Here is a 25737-nt window from a genome sequence, read left to right as displayed (position 1 = left end):
TGGTGCGATCAGTCGAATAAGTAATTGCTACATCAGTCAGTAGAGCTTGTTTCAGATGTTAAAGGTGCAAAATACTTTTATTAGGTTTTGCTATAAAATATCAAACTAGCTAGTAAGAGAAAATATAAATGAAATGACCTACAAGCGTTTCAGATAGATATATTTTTAAAAGTAGCAAAAAGGAACCATAATAATGGCTCCGTTACAATAGTCTCAGCGGGCGTGTAGAAGACTTCTATTTTTAAATTTTTGGTGACCGTGATTTTGACCGTGTTCTGTATTTCCAAAATGAAATTATTTGATATTAAAAATTCTCCATACTATGAAAAAAAATTGATTTGATACAAAGCGTTATTGACTGAAAACTACTTCTCATTCATGACTGAAGAAGAATAGAGAAATAAGCGGAATCCAGTTAAAAAGGATTCCGCTTTTATAATACAGAATTTATTTATTTTGTACTATCTCCATCACAAAGATGAGGAGGCTGATAGTAAAAAATGTCAGTAGGATAAAGTGAATGAATGTGAATAAATTTAATTGCTCCCTAGCTAAATAAGCACAAAATGAAGCGATGAAATATAAAAACCCTAAAGTAACCGCACTCTTTAGAATGTTTTTCAGAGATTTCTTCATTCATCCCTCCTCTCTTTTAAAAGATTATAAACTTAGAACTTGAGTGTCAATTATATAATTGTTTATTCTTGCTTAAATGATAAATCAAAAGGCTCTGTCTGGTTGATTTATTTAGAAGATTTAGTTGGCAAAAAGATAGTTTTATACTCGGATTCTATTATTATTTTTATGGAATATAAGCAAAAAGACTATATAAGCTAATCATTTGTCACCCATCAAAGGAAAGCGTAACATTAATGTTGTAAACGTTATCACTTTGGAGGTAGGAAATCAGATGGAGAAAATTTATCAAGCCAGTACAGCAGAAGGTGCAATCGATTTTATAAATATGTTTGATTTAGAAGAAGCTGCAAAAGAAGTCATACCAAAAGGCGGATATGGTTATATAAGTAGCGGTGCCGGAGATATTTTTACGTATCAGGAAAATGAAAAGGCTTTTAATCATAAGCTGATAATCCCTCATGTATTAAGAGATGTTGAACTGCCGGATACAAGGACGAAGTTTGATGGCGAGGATTTAACAGCGCCTATTATTATGGCTCCAATCGCCGCACATGGATTGGCGAATGTGGCAGGCGAACGAGCTTCAGCCAAAGGTGTTGCCCGTTTTGGTACCATTTATACGGCTAGTTCCTATGCCTCTTGTACTTTGGAAGAAATCCGTGAAGCTGGCGGAGAAGATGCACCACAATGGTTCCAATTTTATATGAGTAAAGATAATGGAATCAATCAAGATATTTTATCTATGGCAAAGCGCAATGGAGCAAAAGCAATTGTGTTGACTGCCGATGCAACTGTTGGCGGCAATCGTGAAACGGATCGGCGCAATGGCTTCACTTTTCCTTTAGCAATGCCGATTGTCCAAGCGTACCAATCAGGAATTGGACAGACAATGGATGCAGTTTATGGCTCATCAAAACAAAAATTAAGCCCTCAAGATGTCGAATTTATTGCCAGCTATTCTGATCTTCCGGTCTATGTTAAAGGAGTTCAGTCTGAAGAAGATGTCGAAAGAGCACTTGGTTCGGGAGCTTCAGGAATTTGGGTCTCCAACCATGGTGGACGTCAATTAGACGGTGGGCCAGCATCTTTTGATTCATTACAATATGTTGCCGAAGCAGTGGCGGGAAGAGCACCAATCGTTTTTGATAGTGGTGTCCGCCGCGGTCAGCATGTCTTTAAGGCACTTGCCTCGGGCGCTGATTTAGTTGCAATTGGTCGACCTGTGATTTATGGGCTGGCGTTAGGCGGTTCTACTGGTGTACAGCAAGTCTTTGATTTCTTCAAAAAGGAATTGGAAATGGTGATGCAATTAGCCGGTACTCAAACAGTAGAGGATATTAAAAAAATTGTTTTAAGAGAGAATCGTTATTTATAGAAGAAGTCGTTTACATCTATAACTTGCGTTTTAGATGTAAAATTTTCTCTGTGACTAAATGATAAATAGCCAGTCGGAAGTTCAAACTCAGTGACTTCAATAAATTGCACAGACTTTTCCAAACAGTCGAAATAGGATAGTTTAGAAATCCTTTCGAAGAATACACAATAAAAGCATAATTGAATGTTCTTATTTCTATCAAACTTGGTAGAATAAGAACATTTTTTTATCGAAAGGGATACCATTATCCTATCTGTTTTTGAAAGATCAAGTTAATTTCAAATAGAATACATTCTAAAAATAATAAATAATTTCTGTTATTTAAAGTTTGTTCTATTACACGATATTGAGTAGCTTATTCTGTGTTAATAGCTGTTTTTCATAGGCGCTTTACTATATGTTTTGTTTTTTTGTATGTTATAAATGAGACATCGTTTAATTAACTTATTAAAAAAGAAGTGGAGATGACAACAGTGAGAAAATGGTTGATGGGATTAATGGTGATTACAACGGGATTCATTCTAACTGCATGTGGGAGCACACAATCAAGTGAGGATGATAGCTGGAAAAAAGTTAAGGATAAAAATGAACTGATAGTTGCTACGTCTGGGACACTTTTCCCGTCTTCTTATTATAATGACGAAAACGAGTTGAGCGGCTACGATGTAGATGTAGCAAAGGCTGTTGCAAAGAAATTGGATTTAAAGATCAAGTTTAAGGAATACAATGTTGACGGTCAGGTTACCGCTGTTAATCGCGGAGAAGCTGATTTTGCAGCGAATGATTTTGGTATGTCAAAGGATCGGGCTGAGAAATTTTCATTATCTTCTCCCATTAAATATTCCTTCGACGGTATGATAGTTCGAAAAAGCGATGATTCTGGAATTCATTCCTTAAAGGATTTAAAAGGTAAAAAAGCCGCTGGTGAACCCAATACGAGTTATATGAAAATTGCCGATAAATACGGGGCAAAAGCAGTGACCTACGATAACGCTACAAATGATCAATACTTGACTGACGTAGCTAATGGACGAACGGACGTAATTTTGAATGACTATTACTTGCAAAAGATGTCTCTGGCAGCTTTACCAGATATTCCAGTAAAAATTCTAGAAGATGTTTATTTTAATGCGAATTCTACTGGCTTCCTATTCGATAAGAAAAATCAGGCGTTAAAAACAAAAGTGAATACTGCACTTGAAGAGTTGAAGAAGGATGGAACGCTAAAGAAAATAGCTGAACAGTATTTCGGTACGGATGTTTCAACAAAACCTAAGCAAGAAGTAACTGAAAAGGTCTCGGCGGATTAATGTATATACCAACTATTGATTTAAGCCTAATGTTAGAATCGATTCCTTTTTTATTAAGTGGATTGGGCTATACTATTGGAATCAGTTTGGCGGCATTTTTCTTTGGTAATTTGTTAGGCATACTTATGACCATTTTAGGATTTGTTCCTTTTCGAATAGTAAAACTATTTGTTCGTTTCTATTTATCATTTTTAAGAGGGACGCCAGCATTGGTTTTACTGTTTTTACTTTATTTCGGACTTCCATATCAGCTGAATGCAGTAGTAGCGGCGATTATTTGTTTTAGTTTTACCAGCAGCGCTTTTATTGGTGAAATCTATCGCGGGTCGATTGCCGGAGTAAATGCTGGTCAATGGGATGCAGCTTATGCACTAGGAAATCGTTTCTTTCCCACGATGCGTTATATCATTTTGCCACAAGCCTTCCGGATTTCAATTCCAGCTTTGAGTAACGTAGCGATGGACTTGTTAAAAGGTACTTCATTAGCGGCAATGATTACAGTACCTGATATTTTTCAAAAGGCAAAAATCATTGGTGGACGTACTTTTGATTATTTGTCGATGTATCTTCTAGTAGCATTAATTTACTGGCTGCTTTGTATGGGGATCGGCCATATTCAGCATCAGCTAGAGAATTATTTTCAGCAAAAATATATTGTGTAATTACATCTTTAATCAAGCGGGGCCTTAAACGGCTCCGCTTTTTTATCGAGCTTTATAGATAATATTGATAAACAACTTAAGAAATTGGATAATAGAGGATGTAAATAAATGATGTGAAGAGGATCATAGGATGACAAAGAAAATTATTTTAATTGAAGATGATGAAAATCTCCGTCGAGGAATCTCCTTTTACCTAGAGCAAGAAGGATACGAAGTTATAGTAATTAATCGTGTTCAAGGTTCAATCGAAAAGATAAGAAAGAATTCACCAGACTTAATTATTTTAGATGTCACTTTACCTGACGGAAATGGCTTTGAACTATGTCAGGAAATTCGGAAATTTTCAGCTGTTCCAATTTTCTTTCTGACGGCACATGATTTAGAGTCGGATATTCTCACAGGACTCTCGATCGGCGGAGATGATTACCTAACGAAGCCATTTTCGTTAGCAATTTTAAAGGCGAAAGTTGCGTTGGTTTTTAAAAAGCAAGAGGATCAGTCAAGGAAGATTGAGTTACCGCCTTTTATGCTTAATTTGGATACTCATCGTTTGTTCAAAAATGGCCAAGAGATCCCCATGAGTTCAACAGAATTCCGACTGATTAATTATTTGATGAAAAATGCTGGGATTGTTTTAGAAAAAGAAGCGTTGTTAGAAACATTATGGGATAATCAAGGAAAATTTGTTGACGAGAATGCGCTATCGGTTAATATTCGTAGGATTCGAGTAAAGCTTGAAGAGGATCCCAAAAAACCAAAATATATTGAAACGGTTCGAGGGGTTGGATACCTCTGGAAACGAAGGGAGTGATTAAGAGTGCTCTATAGCATAACAGTTTTATTTTTTATATGCGTATTATTGATTTTTTTCTTCCAAATGCGAAAGCAGCATGAAAAGGAATTATCTACTATTGAAAAAGTTTTAGATAGTGTTATAAAGGGAGATTTTCCGAAAAATGCTGATTCTTACCAAGAAGGGCAAGAAAGCAAGTTGATTTTCAAAACATTACGAATCGCAGAAGCAAATCAACTTTATCAAGAGACAGCTGCACGCGAAAAGCAGCGTGTTCAAGAATTAATGGTTGATGCCGCTCATCAAATGCGGACGCCCATCACGAGCATGCTGATGTTCACAGAACTACTGCAAAATAAACAATTACCAGTAGGTGAGTCGCAAGAATTCTTAAGACGCTTGTCTTTTGACTCTCAACGTCTAAATTGGTTGGTAGAAGAATTTTTACACATGTCAAAATTCGAAACGGAATCGATGGAGTTAACAAAGGTGCGTCAAAAACTTAGTGAGACAATCCAACAAGCAATTCTTCAAAGCAGTGGAGCTGAGGATCAGCAGAAACGTTTTGTAGTAAAAGACGCAGATGTTGAAATTACTCATGATATAAAATGGACTCGTGAAGCAATTGGAAACGTGTTGGAAAATGCCTTAAAGTACGCCTATGAAGACTCACAAATAGAGATATCGGTCGATCGTCTAATTTCTTATACAAGAATTTCAATCAAAAATTGTGGAAAAACCATTTCTAAAGAGGAATTACCTCAACTTTTTGCAAAATACTATCGTGGGTCTCAGTATCGAAATACGATCGAAGGGTTTGGGATCGGTCTTTACTTAACAAAATTGATATGTGAGGCACAAGGAGGCTATGTTTTGGCGGATTCTCAAGAAGGACAGACGACGATTTCTCTATTCTTACAGAACTGACAGATTTGTTTGCAGCGACTGACATTTTACTGTAAGGGTCCCTTGCTATAGTTAAAGTATCAAGAAGGGAGGCTGTTGGTATGAACGTAGTTAAAACGAATCATCTAACAAAAACTTATGGTGAAGGGGAAAATCAGGTTCACGCAGTCGATAATGTAAATTTGACAATTGAAGACAATGAATTTGTAACGATTGTTGGGACTTCCGGATCTGGAAAAAGTACATTATTAAATCTTTTGGGAGGTTTAGATCGACCCACGTCTGGAGAAATTGAAATTTCTGGAAAGCAATTGGGGCATTTGAGTGAAGAGGAATTAACGATTTTTAGACGTAGAAATGTCGGCTTTGTTTTTCAACAATATAATTTAGTACCGATTCTAAGTGTTTATGAAAATATCGTACTGCCCATCCAATTAGATGGTAATACAGTAGATGAACCCTTTGTCGATGAGGTAATCAGAACATTAGGTTTAAAAGGCCGTGAGAGTCGCTTACCGTCGATGCTTTCAGGGGGACAGCAGCAGCGAGTTGCGATCGCTCGTGCATTGGCAGCCAAACCAGCAATTATTTTGGCAGATGAACCAACAGGGAATTTAGATAGCAAAAGTAGTCAAGATGTTCTTGGTTTATTGAAGCAGTCAGCAAAGAAATTCAATCAAACTGTTATTATGATCACTCATAATGATCAAATCGCTCAATTGGCAGATCGAGTAATCCGTATCGAGGATGGCAAACTTTTTGATGTGCAGATAACAGGCGGTGATTGGTCATGAAAGAACAGCGACAAGCAATTCATAACTTATGGCTAAATAGTTTCAAAAGCAATCGAAGACGGAATTTTTTTGTTGTATTAGCCCTAGCGCTGACAACGTTATTAATTTCATCAGTTATTGGTTTAGGGATGAGTTTCATTGAAGCGAGTAACAAACAAACGGTTCAACGAGTAGGAACGACAGCTGATGCAAATCTTAATGATTTAACGAAACAGCAAATTGATATTTTAAAAAAAGACGCATCAATTAAAACGGTTGGTACACAGCAAACAATTGGCGCTGTTGATAGTCAGCGATTAAAGAACACAAAGATACAAATGGCATTACATTGGTATGATAAATCGGAATGGAATGGGCTAAGAAAAGAAGCAATCAACGATTTCACTGGTAAATTTCCTGATAAAGAAAATGAAATTATGGCACCGCTAGCGGCGTTGAGGGAATTAGGAATTTCAAAACCAGAAGTAGGCCAGAAAATTTCATTACCGTGTTTGATTGATGGAAAAAACGTTCAGAAAGAATTTGTTTTATCAGGTTATTATAAAGAATACGTAATTGCTCGAGTCGTTGATTTTAGTTACGTGTTAGTATCTGATCAATTTGCAGAAAAATACGGCTCATCGACCAGCAGTAAAACGTATTCGATCAAGTATAAGGATAGCAATAACCTAGGACAGCAAAATAAGAAGCTTGCGAAAAAATTGAAGCTTAGTGAGACGCAAGAAATAAAGACGACACTGAAAGAGTCTAAACAAAGTGTAACTACATTGATTTTAGGAATAGGGATGTTTTTAGCAATCATTTTAATCTCGGGCGGCTTATTAATCTATAATGTTTTGTATATTTCAATTGCCAATGACATTCGTTTTTATGGATTATTAAAAGCATTGGGAACAACAAAAAGACAATTGCGAAAGATTATTTTTAATCAATCTATCCTCTTGTCAGTTATTGGTATACCGATTGGATTGATCAGTGGGTTCAGTATTTCTCATGTGCTGATTCCCTTTGTTATGAAGGCCACAAATTTTTCTGAAGCGGTAGTGGTATCGACCCAACCAATAATTTATTTTGGCGCAGGTTTGTTCGCTCTGATGATCATGCTGTTAAGTTCGATTAAACCAGCCAATTATGCTGCTAAGGTTTCACCTGTCTTAGCAATCAATTTTACGGAGTCCAAGGTTAAAAAAGGGGATGTTCGTTCAAAAAATGGCGGAAAGCTTTATCTAATGGCTTGGAGAAATATTTTTCGGGATAAAAAACGGGCTCTGATTGTTATTATCTCTATGACTTTGGGAATCACCTCTTTTGTGGCGGTTAATACCATCGTCAAAAGTATGGATTTTGAAAAGTTTGTTTTGAGTGAGATGAACTATGACATTATGATTAGTCCAAGCCCTACGAATACCGATAACAAAGAATCTGATTCAAAAAGAACAGAGAAGGAACAGGTGAGTCAGCAATTAGTTCAATTAATAAACAAAAATGAAGATGTAACTTCAGCAGATATTTATTATTCAGAACCGGTTTTAGTGAATTATGACGAACAAAAATTTGCTCCATATATTCGTTCTTATAATAGCTATTTTAAGTATGCAAAAATCGAACAAAAAAAGATTCAGTCAGATGGTTTTAGCGGAAATTTAATCAGCATTGATACCGATGAGTTGGCTAAACTATTGGTGAAAAACAAAGATAAATCATTTGATCAAACGGCTTTTGAAAATGGAGACATTGCTTACATTCAATCCGATCATCCAGCAGATTTTTCACATATTCCAGAAATACAATTTTCTACAAGTGATAAACAAACACATCAGGTTAAAATTGCTGGTTTTGTACCTAACAATTATTTGGAGTTTCAGACTGGCGGTGCTCCAGCAATGTTTGTCTCAAAACAATACTTGGATAAAATTGCTCCTCATGCTAGTTTATGGAGTGCTAACATTAATATAAATAAAAAAACAGCTGATTTGACTTCTGATCAATTTCAACGTTTTATTGATGAACAATCCGTTTATAGAATAATGACAAAAACAGAAATGAGAAATCGAGCAGTTGAGGAAATTAGCACAATGAGGATGATGGGCAATACGTTGGCTATAGTTTTGGCCTTGATTGGTTTGTTGAATTTCGTCAATATTATTACTACTAGTATTTTGGCAAGAAAACAAGAACTTGCAACTTTAGAAAGTATCGGTATGACTCGTAAGCAAACGAATAAGGTTTTAATGTTTGAAGGGAGTTATTATGCCTTGATTGTTGGAGGTCTCGTGCTGACTTTCGGCCTAGGCATTACCTATGCTTTGTATTCGATTGTTAAACGAACAGCTACATACGCTAGCTTTGATTTGCCAATAGTAGAAATCAGTGTCTCGTTATTACTAATGCTCATCATTTGTTTACTGACACCATACTTAGTGATGAGGTCTTCGGGCAAGCGAAGTTTGGCCGAAAGAATCAAAGAATAATTCTAAAAACTCAAGTATATGAAACATCTTGAGTCTTCAAAAGCGTACTATTTTGTAAGTGTTCTATCTGAATATCCGATCAAAAGATGTGCACATATTAAAAAATAATAACTTAAAAACGAGATGAAGAAAGGAGCTGTGACAAAAGACTTGTCATAGCTTCTTTTTCCGAATAAACGGTGTTCCAGAAGTAGCTTCTTCGGAAATAAGCCGAAATTTCACAAAAATTTGAGAAACAATTTTCGGAAATTCCTTCTTATTTCTTGAAGCTGACCACTTCTGTCACAACCTCTTATTTGTGAAGGATAATCGTCTGTGGCTGGTCTTCTAGAAGAAAATTTGTGATAATAAAATAAAAAAAGAAGAGGTGTTTGCGGTGAAAGATGGATTATACTGGGCAGAAAAATTACGCAAGAAAGAAGTCAGCTTTCAGGAGCTATTAACGAATTTTGAGGAGAAAGCACGTAAACAAAATTCGATGCTTAATGCTTTTGTTACTATGATGGGCAATGAAGCGCGAGAAGAGCATCAAAAAGATACTGACTTGTTAAAACGTCCATTCGCCGGTTTGCCAATCCCGCTGAAAATGTTAGGTCAAGAGAAAAAAGGTTGGTTGAGTACATCGGGATCTAAGCTACTGAGAGACCATCGTTCAAGTCGCAACAGTCATTTCACCAATAAACTAATAGAAAATGGATTGGTGCCATTTGCTCAGACTAATACGCCAGAGTTTGGCTTTAAAAACATCACCGACGCCGAGCTTTATGGTCCGGCTAGGAATCCATGGAATCTTGATTATTACTCTGGTGGATCAAGTGGTGGAGCTGCCAGTGCTGTTGCTTCCGGTATTGTTCCAATAGCAGGAGCTAGTGATGGAGGCGGCTCAATTCGTATTCCCGCTTCTTTTTGCGGTCTGATTGGCTTGAAACCGACTCGCGGAACGATGCCTGTAGGGCCAAGCGGTTGGCGCGGTTGGCAAGGAGCAGCGATTGATTTCGCATTAACAGTTTCGATGCGGGACACGGAAAAACTTTTTTATGGAATGCGTGGAATTGATAGTGCAGCACCGTATCAAGCTCCTGATAAAGCATGGAGACATGAACAGGCTTCCCAAAAAAAGAAACTAAAAATTGCGGTGATTATTGATTCTCCAATTCATTCAAATGTATCTCCTGAGGCCGTCAGCGCAGTTGAAAAAGCACATGATTTTTTATTAAAACAAGGTCATCAGGTCGAGATGATTTCTTATCCTGTAGACGGAAAAGAACTAATAGCGAGTTATTATATAATGAACGGTGCCGAAACAGCCGCCATGTTTACTGGAATCGAGCAAGGGTTAAGACGTCCGGTTGAAAGAACTGACATGGAGCTGATGACATGGGGAATTTACCAGTATGGTAAAAAAATTTCTGCTAGTCACTTTATTCATGCTCTGAACGTGTGGGATCGAGCAGCTTTTATAATGGAGCAATTATTTACTGAATATGATTTGTTATTAACTCCTACAGTAGCAACGACAGCTCCGAAAATAAATGATGATTTACAAAGTCCTGAGATCCGGGATGCTTTGGAAACATCAGCAAATTTAACCGAAAATGAGCTCCATCATTTGATTAATCAAATGTTTGAGAAAAGCCTTGAGATCACACCCTATACCCAATTAGCAAATCTGACAGGACAACCCGCGATCAGTCTTCCGACTTATTTAACTGAAAAGAATTTGCCTTTAGGAATTCAATTTATAGCAGCACGAGGCCGCGAAGACTTGTTGTTACAAATCGGAAAATTGTTCGAAACAGAATATGGCTTCTGTTTACCAGAGTATTATTTAGAAAAATAAATAGAACTATTTGTTCAGACCGACAAAATTAGCTATCAATTTTGTCGGTTCTTTTGTTACACTAATAGAGTGAAAACGTTTCATAATCGGAGGGGATACTAGAATGATTTTGTTAAAGGCTCAGAAAGTAATTACTGGTGATGGAAAGACCATTATTGAAGATGGCGGTATCGTTTATGCTGCGGACAAAATTTTAGCCGTCGGAAAAGCAGAGGCGTTATCGGCGGATTTTCCGCAAGCAGAGGTTCGTGATTATGGCAGTGGTACGATTCTCCCTGGATTGATGGATGCTCATATCCACCTTGGCTATTATTGGACGCAACCTGATCTGCATCGGTACAATGATTTTATGATCGCTTACTATGCGCAAAAACAAGCCGAGACTTGTCTAGCCAAAGGTGTAACGACGATCCGTGATTGTTGTGGACCACAATTTCTGTTAGAAACATTACGACTAGCAGCTGAAAAAGGATTTGTGAAAGCACCGCGCATCCTACACACAGATCGAGGAATTTGTATCACCGGTGGACACGGACATGAGGATGGTATTGAAGAGGTTGATGGTGCAGAAAATATTCGCCACACAATTCGTCGTCAAAAGAAAGATGGAGCAGATTGGATTAAGCTATTGACAACAAATCGCGATGATATTTGCGAGTTTACTCAAGAAGAATTGAATGCAGGTGTCGAGGAAACACATCGACTTGGAATGAAATGTGTGGTTCATTCAGGGACACAGCCAGGGATTCAAATGTGTATTGATGCTGGATTCGATACCATTGAGCACGGAAACTTTTTAACTGTTGAACAGGCTAAACAAATGGTGAAAAATCGACAATCCTGGACACCTACGATGTATGCCTATCATTTTTTGGCAGAATATAACCAAAAGGTTCAAGAAGTCGGGATCGATCATTCGAACCAGTCAACTGAAACCTATTCACATCACTTAGATTTCTTTGAAAGCTCGGTTCAAGCGTATTCGGAAAACTTCAAAGCAATTTATGATGAAGGAGTAACGATTCTTGCCGGAACCGATATGGTGATGTTAGAAGCGCCAAGTGTTCCAATCGTGGAAGAGTTGGAATTAATGGTAAGATATGGATTAACACCAATCGAAGCAATTCAAACAGCTACACAAAATCCTGCGCGGGTATTTGATTTATCCGAAGTTACAGGTGAATTGAAAACAGGGTTACAGGCAGATATACTTGTTGTAGATGGAGATGCAACTACAGATATTGAGGCATTACGAAATGTTCGACAGGTATTTTTAGCTGGAGCAGAAGTTTAAGAAAAAGTAATCGCCTCGTCAAATTAAATGGAAATTTTGGCGAGGCAATTCTTTACATCATTTTTTTTGCTTTTTCTGTATTGGCGAAGTGGAGCTTTGCAAACTTGCTTAATAAATCTATTCCACCCTGTCGCAATAGTTTAGCAGCAAGTTCGTCAGAAGGTTTGCCTGCTCCAGAAGGAACTTTTGTCCCTAATTCTAATGAAGCTTTGTCCAGTTCATCAAGAAAGCTTGCACGACTAATAATAGAAGCTGCTGCAACAGAAAGGTGATATTGTTCTCCTTTAGTAACAAAATAGATTTTTTGCTCAACGCGTTGAGGCTCCTGTTTAACGTATTTCATGTAATTAGCTTCGGAAGTGAATTGATCAATAAGGATTGCTTCAGGTTTTGTTGGTGCAATCTGATCTAACAAGAGACGGATTGCTTGATTATGCAATGCGACCTTCATTCGAACGGCATTATATTTCGGTTGAATCTCATTATATTTTTCTGGACTCACGACTAATAAACGATAAGGAATCAGTTCTTTGATCGCTGTTGCCATTTTTCGGATTTGATCGTCAGTAAGCATTTTTGAGTCTTTTACTCCTAAGCGTTTTAAAGCATCAAGATGTTCTTTATCAGCATAGGCGGCACAAACACACAATGGACCGAAGTAGCTGCCATTTCCAACTTCATCACTGCCAAGCACAGCTAATGAGGCGAAATTTTTAGGTAGGCTACTGCTTGTTTTTGCTGCTGAAGGATCTGAGCTTCCCCAACGTGCGGCTTCTTGTTCAGCATTTTTTCCTTGAAACAGGACTTTTCCCGATGTGTAGGCGGTAATACTGGTGCCATTTTTTTTAGCAGAAAATTCACTGTAAGGAACTTTCTTATTTAGAAGATAGTCAGCATAGTAGTTTTTCAGTTTTTTGATTTCAGTTTTTGATAATTTAAGTACAGCAGAACTCATATTTTTTCTCTTTTCTTTAAGTTAATTGGCTTTCAATTGATGAAAGTTGTACATACGAAAGATTTTAGCATATAATATATTAGTGTTTTTGTTATCAGAATATTTTTTATAAAAATTGTTTGAGGAAGGTTGATCGATATGGCGCAAAATCGCTATAAGGCAATCGTTGCCGGTCAGACTTATACTATCATTGGACAAGAATCCAAGCAACATATGGATATGGTTACCGCGTTGGTCAATGAACAGTTAAATGAGATCATGTCGTTATCACCTGGGATTACGCAAGAAAAAGCCACGATGTTATTGGCGATCAATGCGGTCTCAGATCAATTGAAAAAGCAAGAAGCGTTGATGAAGTTGGAAAAACAACAAAATACGCTTGAAGGGCAAGCAGCCCATAATCTAGAGTTAGAAAATCGTATCAAGAAAATCGAAGCAATTGAAGCCGAAGCCAAAGAAATCATGCGGAAAAATGGGAAAGAAAATGTTCCAATCCGAAATCACGTAGAAGCGCAGCAAATCGTTAACGAAAACCGAAAACGTGAGATTCAAAAAAGAGCGGCAAATAAATAAGTGAGGGATACTATGTTAACATTGGTAATTTTATTTGCATTATTACTATCTTTTTACGTGGGTTATCGTCGCGGTACAGCCTACCAGATAGTATTTTCGATTGGATATTTGATATCCTTCGTAGTTGCTCGGATGTTTTATCAGCAATTAGGATCTCACTTGGATTTATTTGTACCTTATCCATCCGTAACAAATGAATCAAAAATGGTCTATTACTCTGTCGAACAAGCTTTTAATTTAGATAAAGCTTTTTATGCTGGAGTGGCGTTTGTCATGATTTTAGTCATCGGTTGGTTGGTGACGCATCTGTTCGCAATCTTTTTTAAAGATTTACTATTCAAAGTGCTTATTCCTCAATATGATGGTATTGTAGCAGGTGTCTTACAATTAATTGTTTGCTATGTTAGTATTTTTCTGATTTTGAAGTTAGCAAGTTTCGTACCGATGGCCTTAATTCAAAATCACATCGAAGGGAGTTGGTATGCTCGGTTTATGATCGAACATTCGCTGTTCTTAAGTTCTTATTTTAATAATTTATGGGTTACAAATATTATTGGATAAATGAAAAACCGGGACGCTGTTTGACAGGTTTCGGTTTATTTATGTATAGAAGGTGAAAAAATGAATGAACGTATTCTAAAAACGTTAGAGTTCGAACAAGTAAAAAAAATGATTCAACAGTATTTAACAACTGAACAAGGGGAAGAAGAAATCCGTCAATTAACACCTTCTAATGATGAGGATACTATCCAGGCATGGCTGGATGAAACGGAAGACGGAATGAAGGTTCAACGCCTACGCGGAGGATTACCAATTCCTAAATTAAACAATATCAAGCCACATATGAAGCGAATTGAAATCGGAGCTAATCTAAATGGATTAGAACTGGCTGAAGTCTCGCGCGTACTTTCTACTACAAGTGAATTGGTGCGTTTTATTGAAGATTTGAAAGATAGTGAATTAGAATTTTTGCGTTTATATTTCTGGGAAGACCAATTAACCACCTTACCTGAATTGAGTGGAAAACTCCGTCGTTCGGTGGAAGAAGATGGACGTGTACGAGATGAGGCTTCACCCGAATTACGTACAATCCGCAGTCAAATAAGGCGTAGCGAACAAACAATTCGTGAACAATTAGATGGATTAATTCGTGGGAAAAACGCAAAGTATTTGAGCGATAGCTTGATCACAATGCGAAATGATCGATATGTGATTCCTGTGAAGCAAGAATACCGTGGTGTTTTTGGTGGAGTAGTTCACGATCAGAGCGCTTCTGGTCAAACCTTATTCATGGAGCCAAAACAAGTTGTTGAGTTAAACAATCGGTTACGACAGCAGCAAATTGCAGAACGGACTGAGATCGAGCGTATTTTAGCTGAGTTATCTGCAGAATTGGTGGCCCCTCGTAAAGACATTTTACACAACGCCTATGTATTAGGACGTTTTGACTTGATGAACGCTAAAGCACGCTTTGCCAAAGCTCTAAAAGCAGTCGTACCAATGATTAATCAAGAAAATCATGTGTTTTTCAAACAAGCACGTCATCCATTATTAGATCAAGAAAAAGCGGTAGCTAATGATCTTATGATTGGAGAAGATTTTCAGGCTGTCGTTGTTACGGGTCCGAATACTGGTGGGAAGACCATTTCTCTTAAAACCCTAGGCCTTTTGCAGCTGATGGGACAAGCGGGTCTGCCGCTGCCTGTTGGTGAGGAAAGCGAGATGGGAATCTTCGATGAAGTTTTTGCGGATATTGGTGATGAACAATCAATTGAACAAAGCTTATCGACTTTCTCTTCTCATATGATGAATATTGTTTCAATTTTAGATAAAATTGATGAGCATAGTTTAGTGTTGTTTGACGAACTAGGTGCAGGAACAGATCCACAAGAAGGAGCGGCATTAGCAATCGCAATTTTGGATGCAGTTGGGGCAAAGTCTTCCTATGTAATGGCAACCACTCACTATCCAGAACTAAAGATCTATGGTTATAATCGATCAAATACGATCAATGCAAGTATGGAGTTTGATGTTGATACATTAAGTCCAACGTACCGACTATTGATTGGTGTACCTGGACGTAGTAATGCTTTTGAAATTTCTCGTCGACTTGGATTAGATCCATTAGTGATCGAAAATGCTAAACAAATCATTGATGAAGAAAGTCAAGACCTGAACGAAATGATTTCTGATTTGGAGAATCAACGAAAGGCGACGGAAACAGAATATTTGGAGATTCGTCATTATGTAGATGAATCTGAGAAATTATATAGAGATTTGAAAAATGCCTATTCCTATTTCTTCGATGAACGAGAAAAAGAAATGGAGAAAGCTCGTAAGAAAGCTAATAAGATTGTTAGTGAAGCTGAAGAAAATGCAGAAAAAATCATTAAGGATATCCGTCAGATGCAACTGGACGGCCAGGGAAATGTAAAAGAACATCAATTGATTGACGCAAAGACCCAATTGGCTGATCTTAAACAAGATGAAAATCTTAAGAAAAATAAAGTATTGCAAAAAGCTAAAGCAAAGAAACAATTTAAACCCAACGATGAAGTGATCGTTGAAACATATGGACAACGTGGAACACTGATTAAAAAAGTCAGCGATAATGAATGGCAAGTCCAACTAGGGATTTTAAAGATGACTGTCTCTGAAGATGATATGACTTTGACTACCCCGATTGAAGAACCAAAGCAGCGTGTAATCACTGGTATTCAACGAGGCGCTAGTTCCAAAGTAAAACCAGAGCTGGATTTACGTGGAAAACGCTATGAGGAAGCCTTAGCAGAAGTGGATCAATACATTGATGCAGCCCTTTTAGCAAACTTTGCTCAAGTTCGAATTATTCATGGTAAGGGAACAGGGGCACTACGTAAGGGAATTACTGACTATTTAAAAAATAATCGGAATGTTCAGAGCTTTGAGTTTGCCCCTGCAAACCAAGGTGGAAGCGGTGCGACGGTGGTAACCTTTAAATAGTTTACAAGTGTAAGCAGAACAGTAGCGAAGAAAATGGGACCGTGCTATACTACTTTTAGTAAGAAAAACAGATGCTAATTTTTAACGCATCTAAGTTATAATAGGAGGAATTCAAATGTCACAAGTAGTTACTGATAAAACTTTTAACGAAGAAACAGATAACGGTCTTGTTTTGATCGACTTTTGGGCAACCTGGTGTGGGCCTTGTCGTATGCAAGCACCGATCTTAGAACAATTATCCGAAGAATACGATGAAGATGAGTTCAGAGTTGTAAAGATGGATGTGGATGAAAATCCAGAAACACCAGCATCCTTCGGCATTATGAGCATCCCAACACTGGTTTTGAAAAAGGATGGACAAGTTGTTGATAAAGTAATCGGTGTTCATACGAAAGATCAATTAAAAGAGCTTATCCAAGCTCACATGTAGGAAATTGAGCTGGGCATTTTGTCCAGCTTTTTTGTCAGTTTAGTTTTAATCTAATGATGTAGCTCGGAAGGGAAGCAACTTATGAACGAACGAATCAAAAATAAATTAGCACTTTTACCAGATCAACCGGGCTGTTATCTGATGAAAGACAAAAACGGTACGATTATTTATGTCGGAAAAGCTAAAATCCTAAAAAATAGGGTACGCTCTTATTTTACTGGCAGTCACAATACTAAGACAGAGCGGTTAGTCAGTGAAATCGTGGATTTTGAGTATATCGTAACAGAATCCAATATCGAGGCATTACTACTCGAGATTAACTTAATCAAGAAAAATGATCCCAAATACAATATCATGTTGAAGGACGATAAGACCTATCCTTTTCTAAAAATTACCAACGAAAAATATCCTCGTTTGATGATTACTCGAAAAGTCTTGAAGGATAAGGCTCATTATTTTGGCCCCTATCCCGATGTGAATGCAGCTAATGAAACAAAGAAATTATTGGATCGATTGTTTCCACTAAGGAAGTGTAAGCCATCACAAAAAACGCCTTGTCTTTATTATCATTTAGGACAATGTTTATGTCCTTATGCTTTTCACGTTGATCCTCGAGTTTATAAGGACATGGTAGAAGAAATCAAACGCTTTTTAAATGGTGGTCACACAGAGATTCAGAAGCAATTAGAAGAAAAAATGAAACTGGCAGCTGCAGATATGGAGTTTGAAAAGGCAGCGGAATACCGTGATCAGATCAGAGCAATTGAAACAGTCATGACAAAACAGAAAATGACGAATACTGACTTGGTGGATCGTGACATTTTTGGTTATGCGACAGACAAAGGCTGGATGTGTGTACAGGTATTCTTTGTCCGTCAAGGGAAATTAATTGAACGAGATGTTTCGATGTTTCCATTTTATAATGATGCAGAAGAGGATTTTTTAACCTACATTGGACAGTTTTATCAAGAGAATGAACACTTTATTCCTAAAGAGGTTTTGATTCCTGATAATATTGACAAGCCTAGTGTTGAAGCGATGCTGGCAACAAAAATTTTACAACCACAACGTGGAGAAAAGAAAAAGCTAGTAAAATTGGCAGGGAAAAATGCTCAGGTCGCTTTGAATGAAAAATTCGATCTAATTGGTCGAAGTGAAGCGCGAACGATTGGTGCGGTTGAAAAATTAGGCGATGCTATGAATATTCCCGCACCGATTCGAATTGAAGCTTTTGATAACTCTAATATCATGGGAACAGATCCAGTATCTGCCATGGTAGTTTTTATTGATGGGAAACCTGCTAAGAAAGAGTATCGCAAGTATAAAATCAAAACGGTCAAGGGACCAGATGACTATGCGTCCATGCGTGAGGTCATTTATCGTCGTTACTCTCGGGTATTAAAAGAAGGATTACCATTCCCAGATTTAATTGTGATTGACGGAGGGAAAGGCCAAGTTGATGTCGCGAAAGATGTATTAGCTAACCAATTAGGGATTGATATCCCAATCGCGGGTCTAGCAAAAGATGATAAACACAAGACGAGTGAGTTGCTATTTGGACCAGAGTTGAACGTAGTGCCTTTGGAACGCAATTCACAAGAATTTTTCCTGCTGCAACGTATTCAAGATGAAGTCCATCGCTTTGCGATTACTTTTCATCGCCAGCTGCGCAGTAAAAATAGTTTTGCCTCAAAACTGGATAATATTGATGGATTAGGTCCAAAACGTAAAAAAATGTTGTTGAAGGAATTTAAGTCACTAAAGAATATCCAAGCAGCAACCGTAGAAGAGTTACAAGAAGTAGGTTTGCCAAAACAGGTAGCTGAAAATACATTTAATCAATTGCAAGAAAAATAATGTATAGCACCCTTTACACAAAATGTAAAGGGTGCTATACTTTTGTTATGAAATGTAAAGGGACCTATACATTTGAGGAGTGGTCGTTTGAAAAATCGAATCCAAGAATTACGCAAAGAACGCAAAATGACTCAAAGTGAATTGGCTGATCATTTAGAAGTGACCCGCCAAACGATTATATCTTTAGAGAATGGACGGTACAACGCCTCATTGATCCTAGCCTATAAAATTTCGCGATTTTTTGATTTAATGATAGAAGAAGTTTTCATTTTTGATGAGGAGGATGAATAATGAAGGAGTTATCAAAACTAGATCGCGAGTATCGAGAGAAATTACGCAAGAAGAATATAGGATATTTGGCTGCAATTATCTTTATGTTAATCTGTTCTGCAATCTTATTTATTGGTACAAAGTGGTATGAGTTGAAAATAAATGATCATGCAGTAGGATTTTTGTCAGGATTCTTTTTTTCGCTCTGTTCAGTATTTGTGATCTTTCTCTTTAAAAATCGCCAAACGATGAAGAACCCTGAAAAGCTAAGACAGGAACGTATCGTTAAGACCGATGAGCGAAATATTGAGATTTCTGCGAAGTCACTACAAATAACGACCTTTGTGATGGTTATTAGCTTAGCTATTTTGAGCATAGTTGGCAGTTTCGTTTCAAGAACATTAATGACGACAGCTAGCGGATTGCTAAATTTATTTCTAATCAGCTATATAATTAGCTATTTTTTCTACAAAAAGAAACTATAAGCATTCAGTGATATATCCATTTTTTAAGGAAAGTGGATTTAATAATAAAAAGGAGTGAGAAAATGTTAGAGGTTAAGAATTTGAGTAAAAGTTTTGGATCGTATAAGGCCTTAGACAATATGAGCTTTACGATTGAAGACGGGAAGATTTTGGGGTTGATCGGACAAAATGGTGCGGGAAAAACGACAACATTTCGTTTGATCTTGGACTTCTTAACAAAAGATTCTGGCAGTGTTTTATGGAATGGGCACACATTGTCGGGAAAAGACTATAATACAATTGGTTATTTACCAGAGGAACGAGGGTTATATCCTAAAGTAACGATTGAGAATCAATTACTTTTCTTTGCTTCATTGAGAGGAAAGAGTAAACAAGAGATTGCACCAAAAATTGATGAATGGATGGAGAAATTTCAAGTCAAAGGTAAGAAGACCGATAAAGTAAAATCGCTTTCTAAGGGAAATCAGCAAAAAGTGCAATTGATTTCAACGTTGATTCACGAACCAAAGTTAGTGATTTTAGATGAACCATTCAGCGGATTAGATCCGGTCAATGCGGAATTATTGAAAAATGGCATTATTGAATTAAAGGAAAAGGGCTCGTGTGTCATTTTCTCAAGTCATAATATGGATAATGTTGAAAAAATCTGTGATCACCTGATCATGCTGCGAAATGGTGAAACAGTCTTAAATGGGAAGGTACATGAGATTCGCGAATCATTTGGACGAAGTAAATTGTATCTAGAATCTCATTTGACCAAAGAAGAATTAGAAGCCTTTTCGGGAGTTCATACAGTGATTCAGAAAGAAGACGGTAGTTTTGATATAACGTTGGAAGATCCAGCGGCTGGTCAAGAAATTTTTGTTAAAGCGACAAAGGACGGCTATATTCCTATGTTTAATCAACAACCACCAACACTAGAAGAAATTTTCAAATGGAAAGCAGGTGCTGTAAATGAGTAAAATGGGTATTATTATCAAAGATGTATATAAAAAGAACGTAAAATCGACAGCCTTTCTCATTATGATTCTAGCACCATTTTTACTTATGGGGATTTTCTATTTGTCACAATATTTCTTCGGTGATGCAAATGACATCAATAAAATCGGAATCGTAAGTGATCAACCTGCGATAGCAGAGCAGTTGGCTGAAACTAAAAATGATGATTACAAATTCAAAGTAATTACCAGCGACAAAAAAGCACAAGCACAGTTAGAGGATAAAAAAATCGATGCCTATCTTGATTTGAAAATGGGCAGCGATCAAGTTTCTGGAAAACTTTACAGCAAAACATCTTTGGGGACCTCAACTGAAATGCAGTTACAACAAATTTTAAGCTCGATGCAGGCGAATATTCGTGCTAGTCAATTGAATCTGACTACAGCACAGGTTCAAAAAGTGATGGAGCCAGCAAAATTTGAATCGACAAAAGTTATTTTTGAGAGCGGAAAAATGAAAAATGACGGTGGGGACTCGGGAACACAGTTTATCTTGAGCTTCTTGACGACGATCATTATGTTTGTGTTTATTGTCAGCTATTCATCCATCATCGCTCAAGAAATTGCTTCTGAAAAGGGCACGCGAATTATGGAAGTCTTACTTTCTAGCATGAAGGCTAAAACGCACTATTATGGGAAACTATTGGGCGTATTATTAGTGGCCTTAACTCAATTATTGATCTACGGTGTTGCTATTGTACTGGGATATAGACAGTTCAAAGATATGGACATGGTAAAGGATCTGCTTAGTAATGTATCAATTAAGGCTTTATTAGGCAGCGGAGCTTTTGTCATTATAACCTTCATGCTGGTAGGGCTATTCTTGTATGCGGTATTATCAGCGCTATGTGGTTCGCTGGTAAGCAAGCCGGAAGATACGGCGAAAGCAATCCAGCCTGTAACCTACTTATCGATGATTGGCTATATGTTGAGCTTGATTTTAGGAACCTCTGATCCAACTAATGTAATAATCAAAGTTACTTCCTATATTCCTTTCTTATCGTCTTACAGTATGCCTTTACGACTTGCCTCTGGAACTGTAGCGCTTTCTAGTGCTTTTGTATCCTTAGCAATCTTAGTTTTATTCACGATTTTCTTAACACTTTTCTCAGCTCAGTTGTACAAATCAAATGTATTAGTGTACAGCGAAGGTGGAACGTGGAGTGCTTTGAAACAATCAATTTCTATCATGCAAAATGATCGGAAAAAGAAATAATCAATTCAGTTGACCGTTGAAACAAAATCTCCGACAATAGAGTTGTACTAAAAACAGTAAGGCTCATATTAAAGACGAACATGGAGGAAGTTTGATGGACAAAACGAAACAGTTGGCAAATGGGATTGAGATGCCAAGACTTGGTCTAGGTGTATGGCGCGTGGAAGACAATGACGCAACGAATTCTGTAAAGTGGGCAATCGAAAACGGCTATCAATTGATTGATACGGCAGCGGTATATAAAAATGAGCAAGGCGTTGGTGAAGGAATTCGACAATCAAACACTAAACGAGAAGATTTGTTTATTACCACAAAACTTTGGAATGCTGACCAAGGTTATGATTCTGCCCATCAGGCTTTTAATGATAGTTTAGAACGTTTAGGTTTAGACTATGTTGATCTTTATTTGATCCACTGGCCTGTTGAAGGCAAGTTTAATGACTCCTGGAAAGCGATGGAGGAGATTTATGAAAGTGGAAGAGCAAAAGCAATTGGTTTGTCAAACTTTCATCAGCATCACATTGAAGAACTTATGAAAACAGCGAAGATCAAACCCATGGTCGATCAAATCGAACTGCATCCGACTTTAACGCAAGTGGAATTACGTGATTTTTTAGCGAAAGAAGGTATCGCTGTTGAAGCATGGTCGCCTCTTGGTCAAGGGAAGATTTTGCAAAATCCAACGCTTGTTGAAATTGCGGAGAAGCACGATAAATCTGCTGCCCAAGTGATTATTCGCTGGCATTTACAAAGTGATAGTATTGTGATTCCAAAATCTGTCCATGAAGAGCGTATTAAAGAGAACTTCGATGTATTTAACTTTGAATTAAATGATGATGAAATGAAACGGATTGATGCTCTGAATATTAATGAGCGGTTAGGAGCAGACCCAGATAATTTTGATTTTTAAATTTAATAACGGTATTTACCTGTTATACAAAAAACATGAACAGACATCTCCATGTCCGTTCATGTTTTTTTATTAGATTTTTAAAATGTGAAGCACTTCGTTGTTTTGTTTTTTTAACAAAAAAATAGAATTATTTTTGTCAGAATAGTATTTCGTGAAAATATTTATGATAAAATAGCAAGAAAAAGGAGGGTTTTGATGGAAGAATTTTTAGTAAAAATTAATTCTTTGATTTGGGGAGCTCCGATGATCATTCTCATTTTAGGAATCGGCATTATTTTAACCATTGGTTGCCGGATGATCCAAATCCGTCGTTTACCTTTGGCGCTGAAGTATATGGTGAAAAATGAAGAGGGCGGTCAAGGGGATGTTACTAGTTTTCAGGCATTATGTACGGCACTATCAGCAACGATCGGTACAGGAAATATTGTCGGCGTCGCTACTGCAATTGTCGCTGGAGGTCCAGGAGCCTTATTTTGGTTAGAACTCGCAGGATTGTTAGGAATGGCCACGAAATACGCAGAAGGTTTATTAGCGGTAAAGTATCGCACGTTTGATGATCATGGAAAAGCATTAGGCGGACCGTTTTATTATATTGAAAATGGATTAGGACCTAAGTGGAAATGGCTAGCTAAGATGTTCGCCTTTTTTGGAGCAATTGCTGGTGTGATCGGAATTGGTACGATTGCTCAGATTAACGGTATTACTTCTGCTGCGGAAACCTTCTTTGATCCGGAAAAATTAAATACGCTTACATTTTTTGGCAATGAATACTCTTGGGCGGTCATTATTACGGGTATCGTGGTAACAGTTTTAGTCGCCATTGTTTTAGTCGGAGGCGTTCAAAGAATTGCCCGTGTATCTGAAATTATCGTTCCATTGATGATCGTAATCTATGTTGGACTTTGTCTTTTTATGGTTATTTTAAACATTACAAAATTACCTGGTGTCATTGTCGAAATTTTCCAAAGTGCCTTTGGCTTACGTGCTGTATCAGGCGGAGCGTTAGGAGCGATGATGATTGCAATGCAAAAAGGAATTGCTCGAGGAATCTTTTCAAATGAGTCAGGTCTAGGAAGTGCCCCCATTGCGGCAGCAGCTGCTCAGTCGAAAGAGCCGGTGCGTCAAGGATTGGTTTCAATGACCGGGACCTTTATTGATACGATTGTTGTCTGTAATATGACTGGGATGGCGATTATTCTAACTGGAGCATGGAAAACAGGATTAGATGGTTCTGCTGTAACGATTTATGCGTTTGCGGAGGCATTGCCACTTACCCAAACGGTGGCATCGCTTTTATTGATGATCTGTTTAGCATTCTTTGCTTTCACAACTATTTTAGGATGGAATTACTATTCAGAGCGTTGTCTAAGTTACTTAACGGGTGGAAATACCAAGTTTTCAGCGATATTCCGTTGGGTTTATATCTTTGCTGTTTTCATCGGACCGTATTTAACTGTTTCGGCAGTGTGGACGATCGCTGATATTTTTAATGGATTAATGGCCTTTCCAAACATTGTCGCTTTGATTCTGCTGAGTCCAGTTGTATTCAAAGAAACCAAATCTTATTTTAGTCGATTATCTGCAGGTGAAGTAAAGGAATTTTCATCTGTGTCGTTAACGGATGCTTCACTTGATGATGACTAAATTCAAAAAAATACAAAAAAGCTGTGGCAAAACAATGATTTTGCCACAGCTTTTTTGTTATTCGTAACGTAAGGCATTGATTGGATCTAACCGAGCTGCTCGATTGGCAGGGAAAGTTCCAGCTAAAAATGCAATCAGCATAATAATTAACAGGATGATCAACATGGACGGCCAAGAAAACTGTAACAAGGTTAAACCTGTGAGTCCGTCTAAAAATGAGGTTGTAGCAAAATCATTTAAAAAATGCCCTGCTACAACAGCACCAGCGATTCCTGTAACGCCTCCCCAGAAGCCAATCAATAAAGCTTCTATACTGAAGGTTAAAAAGACTTTGAAGCGCCCCATTCCCATAGCCTTCATCAAACCAATTTCTCGTGTACGATCTTGAACAGACATGTATAGTGTATTGATAATTCCAAAACTTGCAGCTAATAAGGCAATTGCACCAAATAGAGTGAGTACACCCGTGATTGCGTTGATAACTTGACGAATCATCCCAATTTCATCTTCAACGGTCATAGCAGCAAAGCCTTTTTTGTTCAAACGTTTCTTCAGCTGTTCGATTTGTTTCTTCGATAAGTTTTTATCCATAGTAGCAAAAAGGGTCCCATACTTATTTTTCATATTTTCTGGCAGTCCTTTTTCGTTCACACTAACAATTTTGTCTGATAAGGCTTTACTCATAATCGATTGGCCTTGTTGAATCAAACTAACATTTCGAACGCCTACAATAGTTGCATTTAGAACTTCTTGTTCGCCTGTTGCTTGACTGCTGACCGCAATTTTTAAATTCTGATTGAGTGCGTCTTTGGCTGTTTTGAAGCCTAAAGATTTCATATATTCTGGAGCTATATTAATTTCATACTTATCGCCAGTACTGTTTACTTCACGTCCGGCTTCTAAATCAATTGAAATATCACTGACACTTACAGCAGATAAAAGATATTTTTCTCCATCATTTCGTTGAATGTAGTCGGTTGACAGAAAATGAAAAGGTTCGACTTTTTTAATTCCTTTTGTTGCCTTGATTTTATCTAAATCCTTTGTCGTCAAATAATCGGCATCTGCTCCAGAAGCCTTATCAGGATCGTACTTTTGCGGTTCATTGTCAGTAGACCCCATTTGAGATTCTGGAAAGACCATCAGCTGATCTTCGCCGCCTACGCCACTGATTTGTCGATCAATATAATCATTGACACCATTATTGACACCAGTTGTTAAAGAAATTGTAAAGGCACCGATGAAAATAGCGATCACCGTTAAAACCGTTCGACCCTTGTTGCGCCATAGGTTTGAGCTTGCAGATTTGATAATGTCAAATAGTTTCATG

The 25737-nt window shown here is 37.5% G+C and carries 22 protein-coding genes; 20 read left to right on the top strand and 2 right to left on the bottom strand.

Annotation, left to right across the window (positions count from 1 at the left end; translation table 11 throughout):
- The first annotated feature begins 910 nt into the window (after positions 1-910).
- The 9 genes from IGI52_RS06945 to IGI52_RS06905 all read left to right on the top strand — a co-directional run bounded on the left by IGI52_RS06945 (position 911) and on the right by IGI52_RS06905 (position 12084).
- Positions 911-2014 (top strand): alpha-hydroxy-acid oxidizing protein, encoded by a 1104-nt coding sequence (locus tag IGI52_RS06945; protein ID WP_016181988.1) that lies wholly within the window; start codon positions 911-913, stop codon positions 2012-2014.
- Positions 2015-2487: 473 nt separating this feature from the next.
- Positions 2488-3324: a transporter substrate-binding domain-containing protein gene (locus IGI52_RS06940; protein ID WP_438780819.1), complete on the top strand. Its 837-nt coding sequence runs from the start codon at positions 2488-2490 to the stop codon at positions 3322-3324.
- Positions 3324-3986 (top strand): amino acid ABC transporter permease, encoded by a 663-nt coding sequence (locus IGI52_RS06935; RefSeq protein ID WP_048721958.1) that lies wholly within the window; start codon positions 3324-3326, stop codon positions 3984-3986. Before IGI52_RS06940 ends, IGI52_RS06935 begins: the two co-directional genes overlap by 1 nt.
- A gap of 130 nt (positions 3987-4116) precedes the next feature.
- Positions 4117-4797: a response regulator transcription factor gene (locus IGI52_RS06930; protein ID WP_438780818.1), complete on the top strand. Its 681-nt coding sequence runs from the start codon at positions 4117-4119 to the stop codon at positions 4795-4797.
- A 6-nt stretch (positions 4798-4803) separates the two neighbouring features.
- The gene (locus tag IGI52_RS06925; protein ID WP_438780817.1) at positions 4804-5706 is read left to right on the top strand and encodes a sensor histidine kinase; all 903 of its coding nucleotides are present in this window, start codon (positions 4804-4806) and stop codon (positions 5704-5706) included.
- Positions 5707-5786: 80 nt separating this feature from the next.
- A complete protein-coding gene (locus IGI52_RS06920) occupies positions 5787-6479 on the top strand; it encodes an ABC transporter ATP-binding protein (RefSeq protein WP_438780816.1) in 693 nt (230 codons plus the stop codon).
- Entirely contained in the window at positions 6476-8950 is a 2475-nt protein-coding gene (locus tag IGI52_RS06915) for an ABC transporter permease (RefSeq protein WP_438780815.1), read from the top strand. Before IGI52_RS06920 ends, IGI52_RS06915 begins: the two co-directional genes overlap by 4 nt.
- A gap of 376 nt (positions 8951-9326) precedes the next feature.
- Positions 9327-10790 carry an amidase gene (locus IGI52_RS06910; protein ID WP_438780814.1) on the top strand — a complete coding sequence of 488 codons (1464 nt, stop codon included), beginning with the start codon at positions 9327-9329 and terminating at the stop codon, positions 10788-10790.
- 103 nt (positions 10791-10893) lie between these two features.
- Complete coding sequence (locus tag IGI52_RS06905; protein ID WP_016181996.1) at positions 10894-12084, top strand: amidohydrolase family protein; 1191 nt, start codon at positions 10894-10896, stop codon at positions 12082-12084.
- Between the two features lie 52 nt (positions 12085-12136).
- Here IGI52_RS06905 and rnhC read toward each other — a convergent pair whose 3' ends face one another.
- On the bottom strand, positions 12137-13039 hold the full coding sequence (rnhC, locus tag IGI52_RS06900) for a ribonuclease HIII (protein ID WP_102871407.1): 903 nt from the start codon (positions 13037-13039) through the stop codon (positions 12137-12139).
- A 138-nt stretch (positions 13040-13177) separates the two neighbouring features.
- Between rnhC and zapA the strand changes: the two genes are divergently transcribed.
- From zapA to IGI52_RS06845, 11 genes are all read left to right on the top strand, one after another.
- Positions 13178-13612 carry a cell division protein ZapA gene (gene zapA / locus IGI52_RS06895; RefSeq protein ID WP_016181998.1) on the top strand — a complete coding sequence of 145 codons (435 nt, stop codon included), beginning with the start codon at positions 13178-13180 and terminating at the stop codon, positions 13610-13612.
- Positions 13613-13624: 12 nt separating this feature from the next.
- Positions 13625-14173 carry a CvpA family protein gene (locus tag IGI52_RS06890; RefSeq protein ID WP_016181999.1) on the top strand — a complete coding sequence of 183 codons (549 nt, stop codon included), beginning with the start codon at positions 13625-13627 and terminating at the stop codon, positions 14171-14173.
- A 60-nt stretch (positions 14174-14233) separates the two neighbouring features.
- Positions 14234-16594, top strand: a complete 2361-nt coding sequence (locus IGI52_RS06885; protein ID WP_438780813.1) for an endonuclease MutS2 — start codon at positions 14234-14236, stop codon at positions 16592-16594.
- Positions 16595-16709: 115 nt separating this feature from the next.
- Positions 16710-17024, top strand: a complete 315-nt coding sequence (gene trxA / locus IGI52_RS06880) for a thioredoxin (RefSeq protein WP_010744490.1) — start codon at positions 16710-16712, stop codon at positions 17022-17024.
- Between the two features lie 81 nt (positions 17025-17105).
- Positions 17106-18881, top strand: coding sequence for an excinuclease ABC subunit UvrC (uvrC, locus tag IGI52_RS06875; RefSeq protein WP_438780812.1), 1776 nt, complete (start codon positions 17106-17108; stop codon positions 18879-18881).
- A gap of 87 nt (positions 18882-18968) precedes the next feature.
- Positions 18969-19172: a helix-turn-helix transcriptional regulator gene (locus tag IGI52_RS06870; protein ID WP_016182002.1), complete on the top strand. Its 204-nt coding sequence runs from the start codon at positions 18969-18971 to the stop codon at positions 19170-19172.
- Positions 19172-19636, top strand: coding sequence for a hypothetical protein (locus IGI52_RS06865; RefSeq protein WP_102871404.1), 465 nt, complete (start codon positions 19172-19174; stop codon positions 19634-19636). The genes IGI52_RS06870 and IGI52_RS06865 overlap by 1 nt, the downstream gene beginning before the upstream one ends.
- Before the next feature lie 62 nt (positions 19637-19698).
- Positions 19699-20598: an ABC transporter ATP-binding protein gene (locus IGI52_RS06860; RefSeq protein WP_049219284.1), complete on the top strand. Its 900-nt coding sequence runs from the start codon at positions 19699-19701 to the stop codon at positions 20596-20598.
- Positions 20591-21850, top strand: coding sequence for an ABC transporter permease (locus IGI52_RS06855; protein ID WP_438780811.1), 1260 nt, complete (start codon positions 20591-20593; stop codon positions 21848-21850). The genes IGI52_RS06860 and IGI52_RS06855 overlap by 8 nt, the downstream gene beginning before the upstream one ends.
- A 94-nt stretch (positions 21851-21944) precedes the next feature.
- Positions 21945-22760, top strand: a complete 816-nt coding sequence (locus IGI52_RS06850; protein WP_438780810.1) for an aldo/keto reductase — start codon at positions 21945-21947, stop codon at positions 22758-22760.
- Positions 22761-22958: 198 nt separating this feature from the next.
- Complete coding sequence (locus IGI52_RS06845; protein ID WP_127979318.1) at positions 22959-24407, top strand: alanine/glycine:cation symporter family protein; 1449 nt, start codon at positions 22959-22961, stop codon at positions 24405-24407.
- Positions 24408-24464: 57 nt separating this feature from the next.
- On the opposite strand, the gene IGI52_RS06840 is transcribed toward IGI52_RS06845, so the two are convergent.
- The gene (locus IGI52_RS06840) at positions 24465-25736 is read right to left on the bottom strand and encodes an ABC transporter permease (protein ID WP_016182010.1); all 1272 of its coding nucleotides are present in this window, start codon (positions 25734-25736) and stop codon (positions 24465-24467) included.
- Position 25737: the final 1 nt, after the last annotated feature.

The sequence above is a fragment of the Enterococcus sp. DIV0187 genome, assembly GCF_051713785.1.
GTDB classification, from domain to species: domain Bacteria; phylum Bacillota; class Bacilli; order Lactobacillales; family Enterococcaceae; genus Enterococcus_A; species Enterococcus_A avium.
This window is presented reverse-complemented; position numbering and strand designations above follow the sequence as displayed.

What these genes read in the sequence shown, in the direction of transcription:
- IGI52_RS06840 (WP_016182010.1), bottom strand. Translation starts at nt 25,736, where the DNA reads ATGAAACTATTTGACATTATCAAATCTGCAAGCTCAAACCTATGGCGC.
- uvrC (WP_438780812.1), top strand. Translation starts at nt 17,106, where the DNA reads ATGAACGAACGAATCAAAAATAAATTAGCACTTTTACCAGATCAACCG.
- IGI52_RS06845 (WP_127979318.1), top strand. Translation starts at nt 22,959, where the DNA reads ATGGAAGAATTTTTAGTAAAAATTAATTCTTTGATTTGGGGAGCTCCG.
- zapA (WP_016181998.1), top strand. Translation starts at nt 13,178, where the DNA reads ATGGCGCAAAATCGCTATAAGGCAATCGTTGCCGGTCAGACTTATACT.
- IGI52_RS06920 (WP_438780816.1), top strand. Translation starts at nt 5,787, where the DNA reads ATGAACGTAGTTAAAACGAATCATCTAACAAAAACTTATGGTGAAGGG.
- IGI52_RS06935 (WP_048721958.1), top strand. Translation starts at nt 3,324, where the DNA reads ATGTATATACCAACTATTGATTTAAGCCTAATGTTAGAATCGATTCCT.
- IGI52_RS06915 (WP_438780815.1), top strand. Translation starts at nt 6,476, where the DNA reads ATGAAAGAACAGCGACAAGCAATTCATAACTTATGGCTAAATAGTTTC.
- trxA (WP_010744490.1), top strand. Translation starts at nt 16,710, where the DNA reads ATGTCACAAGTAGTTACTGATAAAACTTTTAACGAAGAAACAGATAAC.
- IGI52_RS06930 (WP_438780818.1), top strand. Translation starts at nt 4,117, where the DNA reads ATGACAAAGAAAATTATTTTAATTGAAGATGATGAAAATCTCCGTCGA.
- IGI52_RS06855 (WP_438780811.1), top strand. Translation starts at nt 20,591, where the DNA reads ATGAGTAAAATGGGTATTATTATCAAAGATGTATATAAAAAGAACGTA.
- IGI52_RS06860 (WP_049219284.1), top strand. Translation starts at nt 19,699, where the DNA reads ATGTTAGAGGTTAAGAATTTGAGTAAAAGTTTTGGATCGTATAAGGCC.
- IGI52_RS06890 (WP_016181999.1), top strand. Translation starts at nt 13,625, where the DNA reads ATGTTAACATTGGTAATTTTATTTGCATTATTACTATCTTTTTACGTG.
- IGI52_RS06905 (WP_016181996.1), top strand. Translation starts at nt 10,894, where the DNA reads ATGATTTTGTTAAAGGCTCAGAAAGTAATTACTGGTGATGGAAAGACC.
- IGI52_RS06865 (WP_102871404.1), top strand. Translation starts at nt 19,172, where the DNA reads ATGAAGGAGTTATCAAAACTAGATCGCGAGTATCGAGAGAAATTACGC.
- IGI52_RS06945 (WP_016181988.1), top strand. Translation starts at nt 911, where the DNA reads ATGGAGAAAATTTATCAAGCCAGTACAGCAGAAGGTGCAATCGATTTT.
- IGI52_RS06885 (WP_438780813.1), top strand. Translation starts at nt 14,234, where the DNA reads ATGAATGAACGTATTCTAAAAACGTTAGAGTTCGAACAAGTAAAAAAA.
- IGI52_RS06850 (WP_438780810.1), top strand. Translation starts at nt 21,945, where the DNA reads ATGGACAAAACGAAACAGTTGGCAAATGGGATTGAGATGCCAAGACTT.
- rnhC (WP_102871407.1), bottom strand. Translation starts at nt 13,039, where the DNA reads ATGAGTTCTGCTGTACTTAAATTATCAAAAACTGAAATCAAAAAACTG.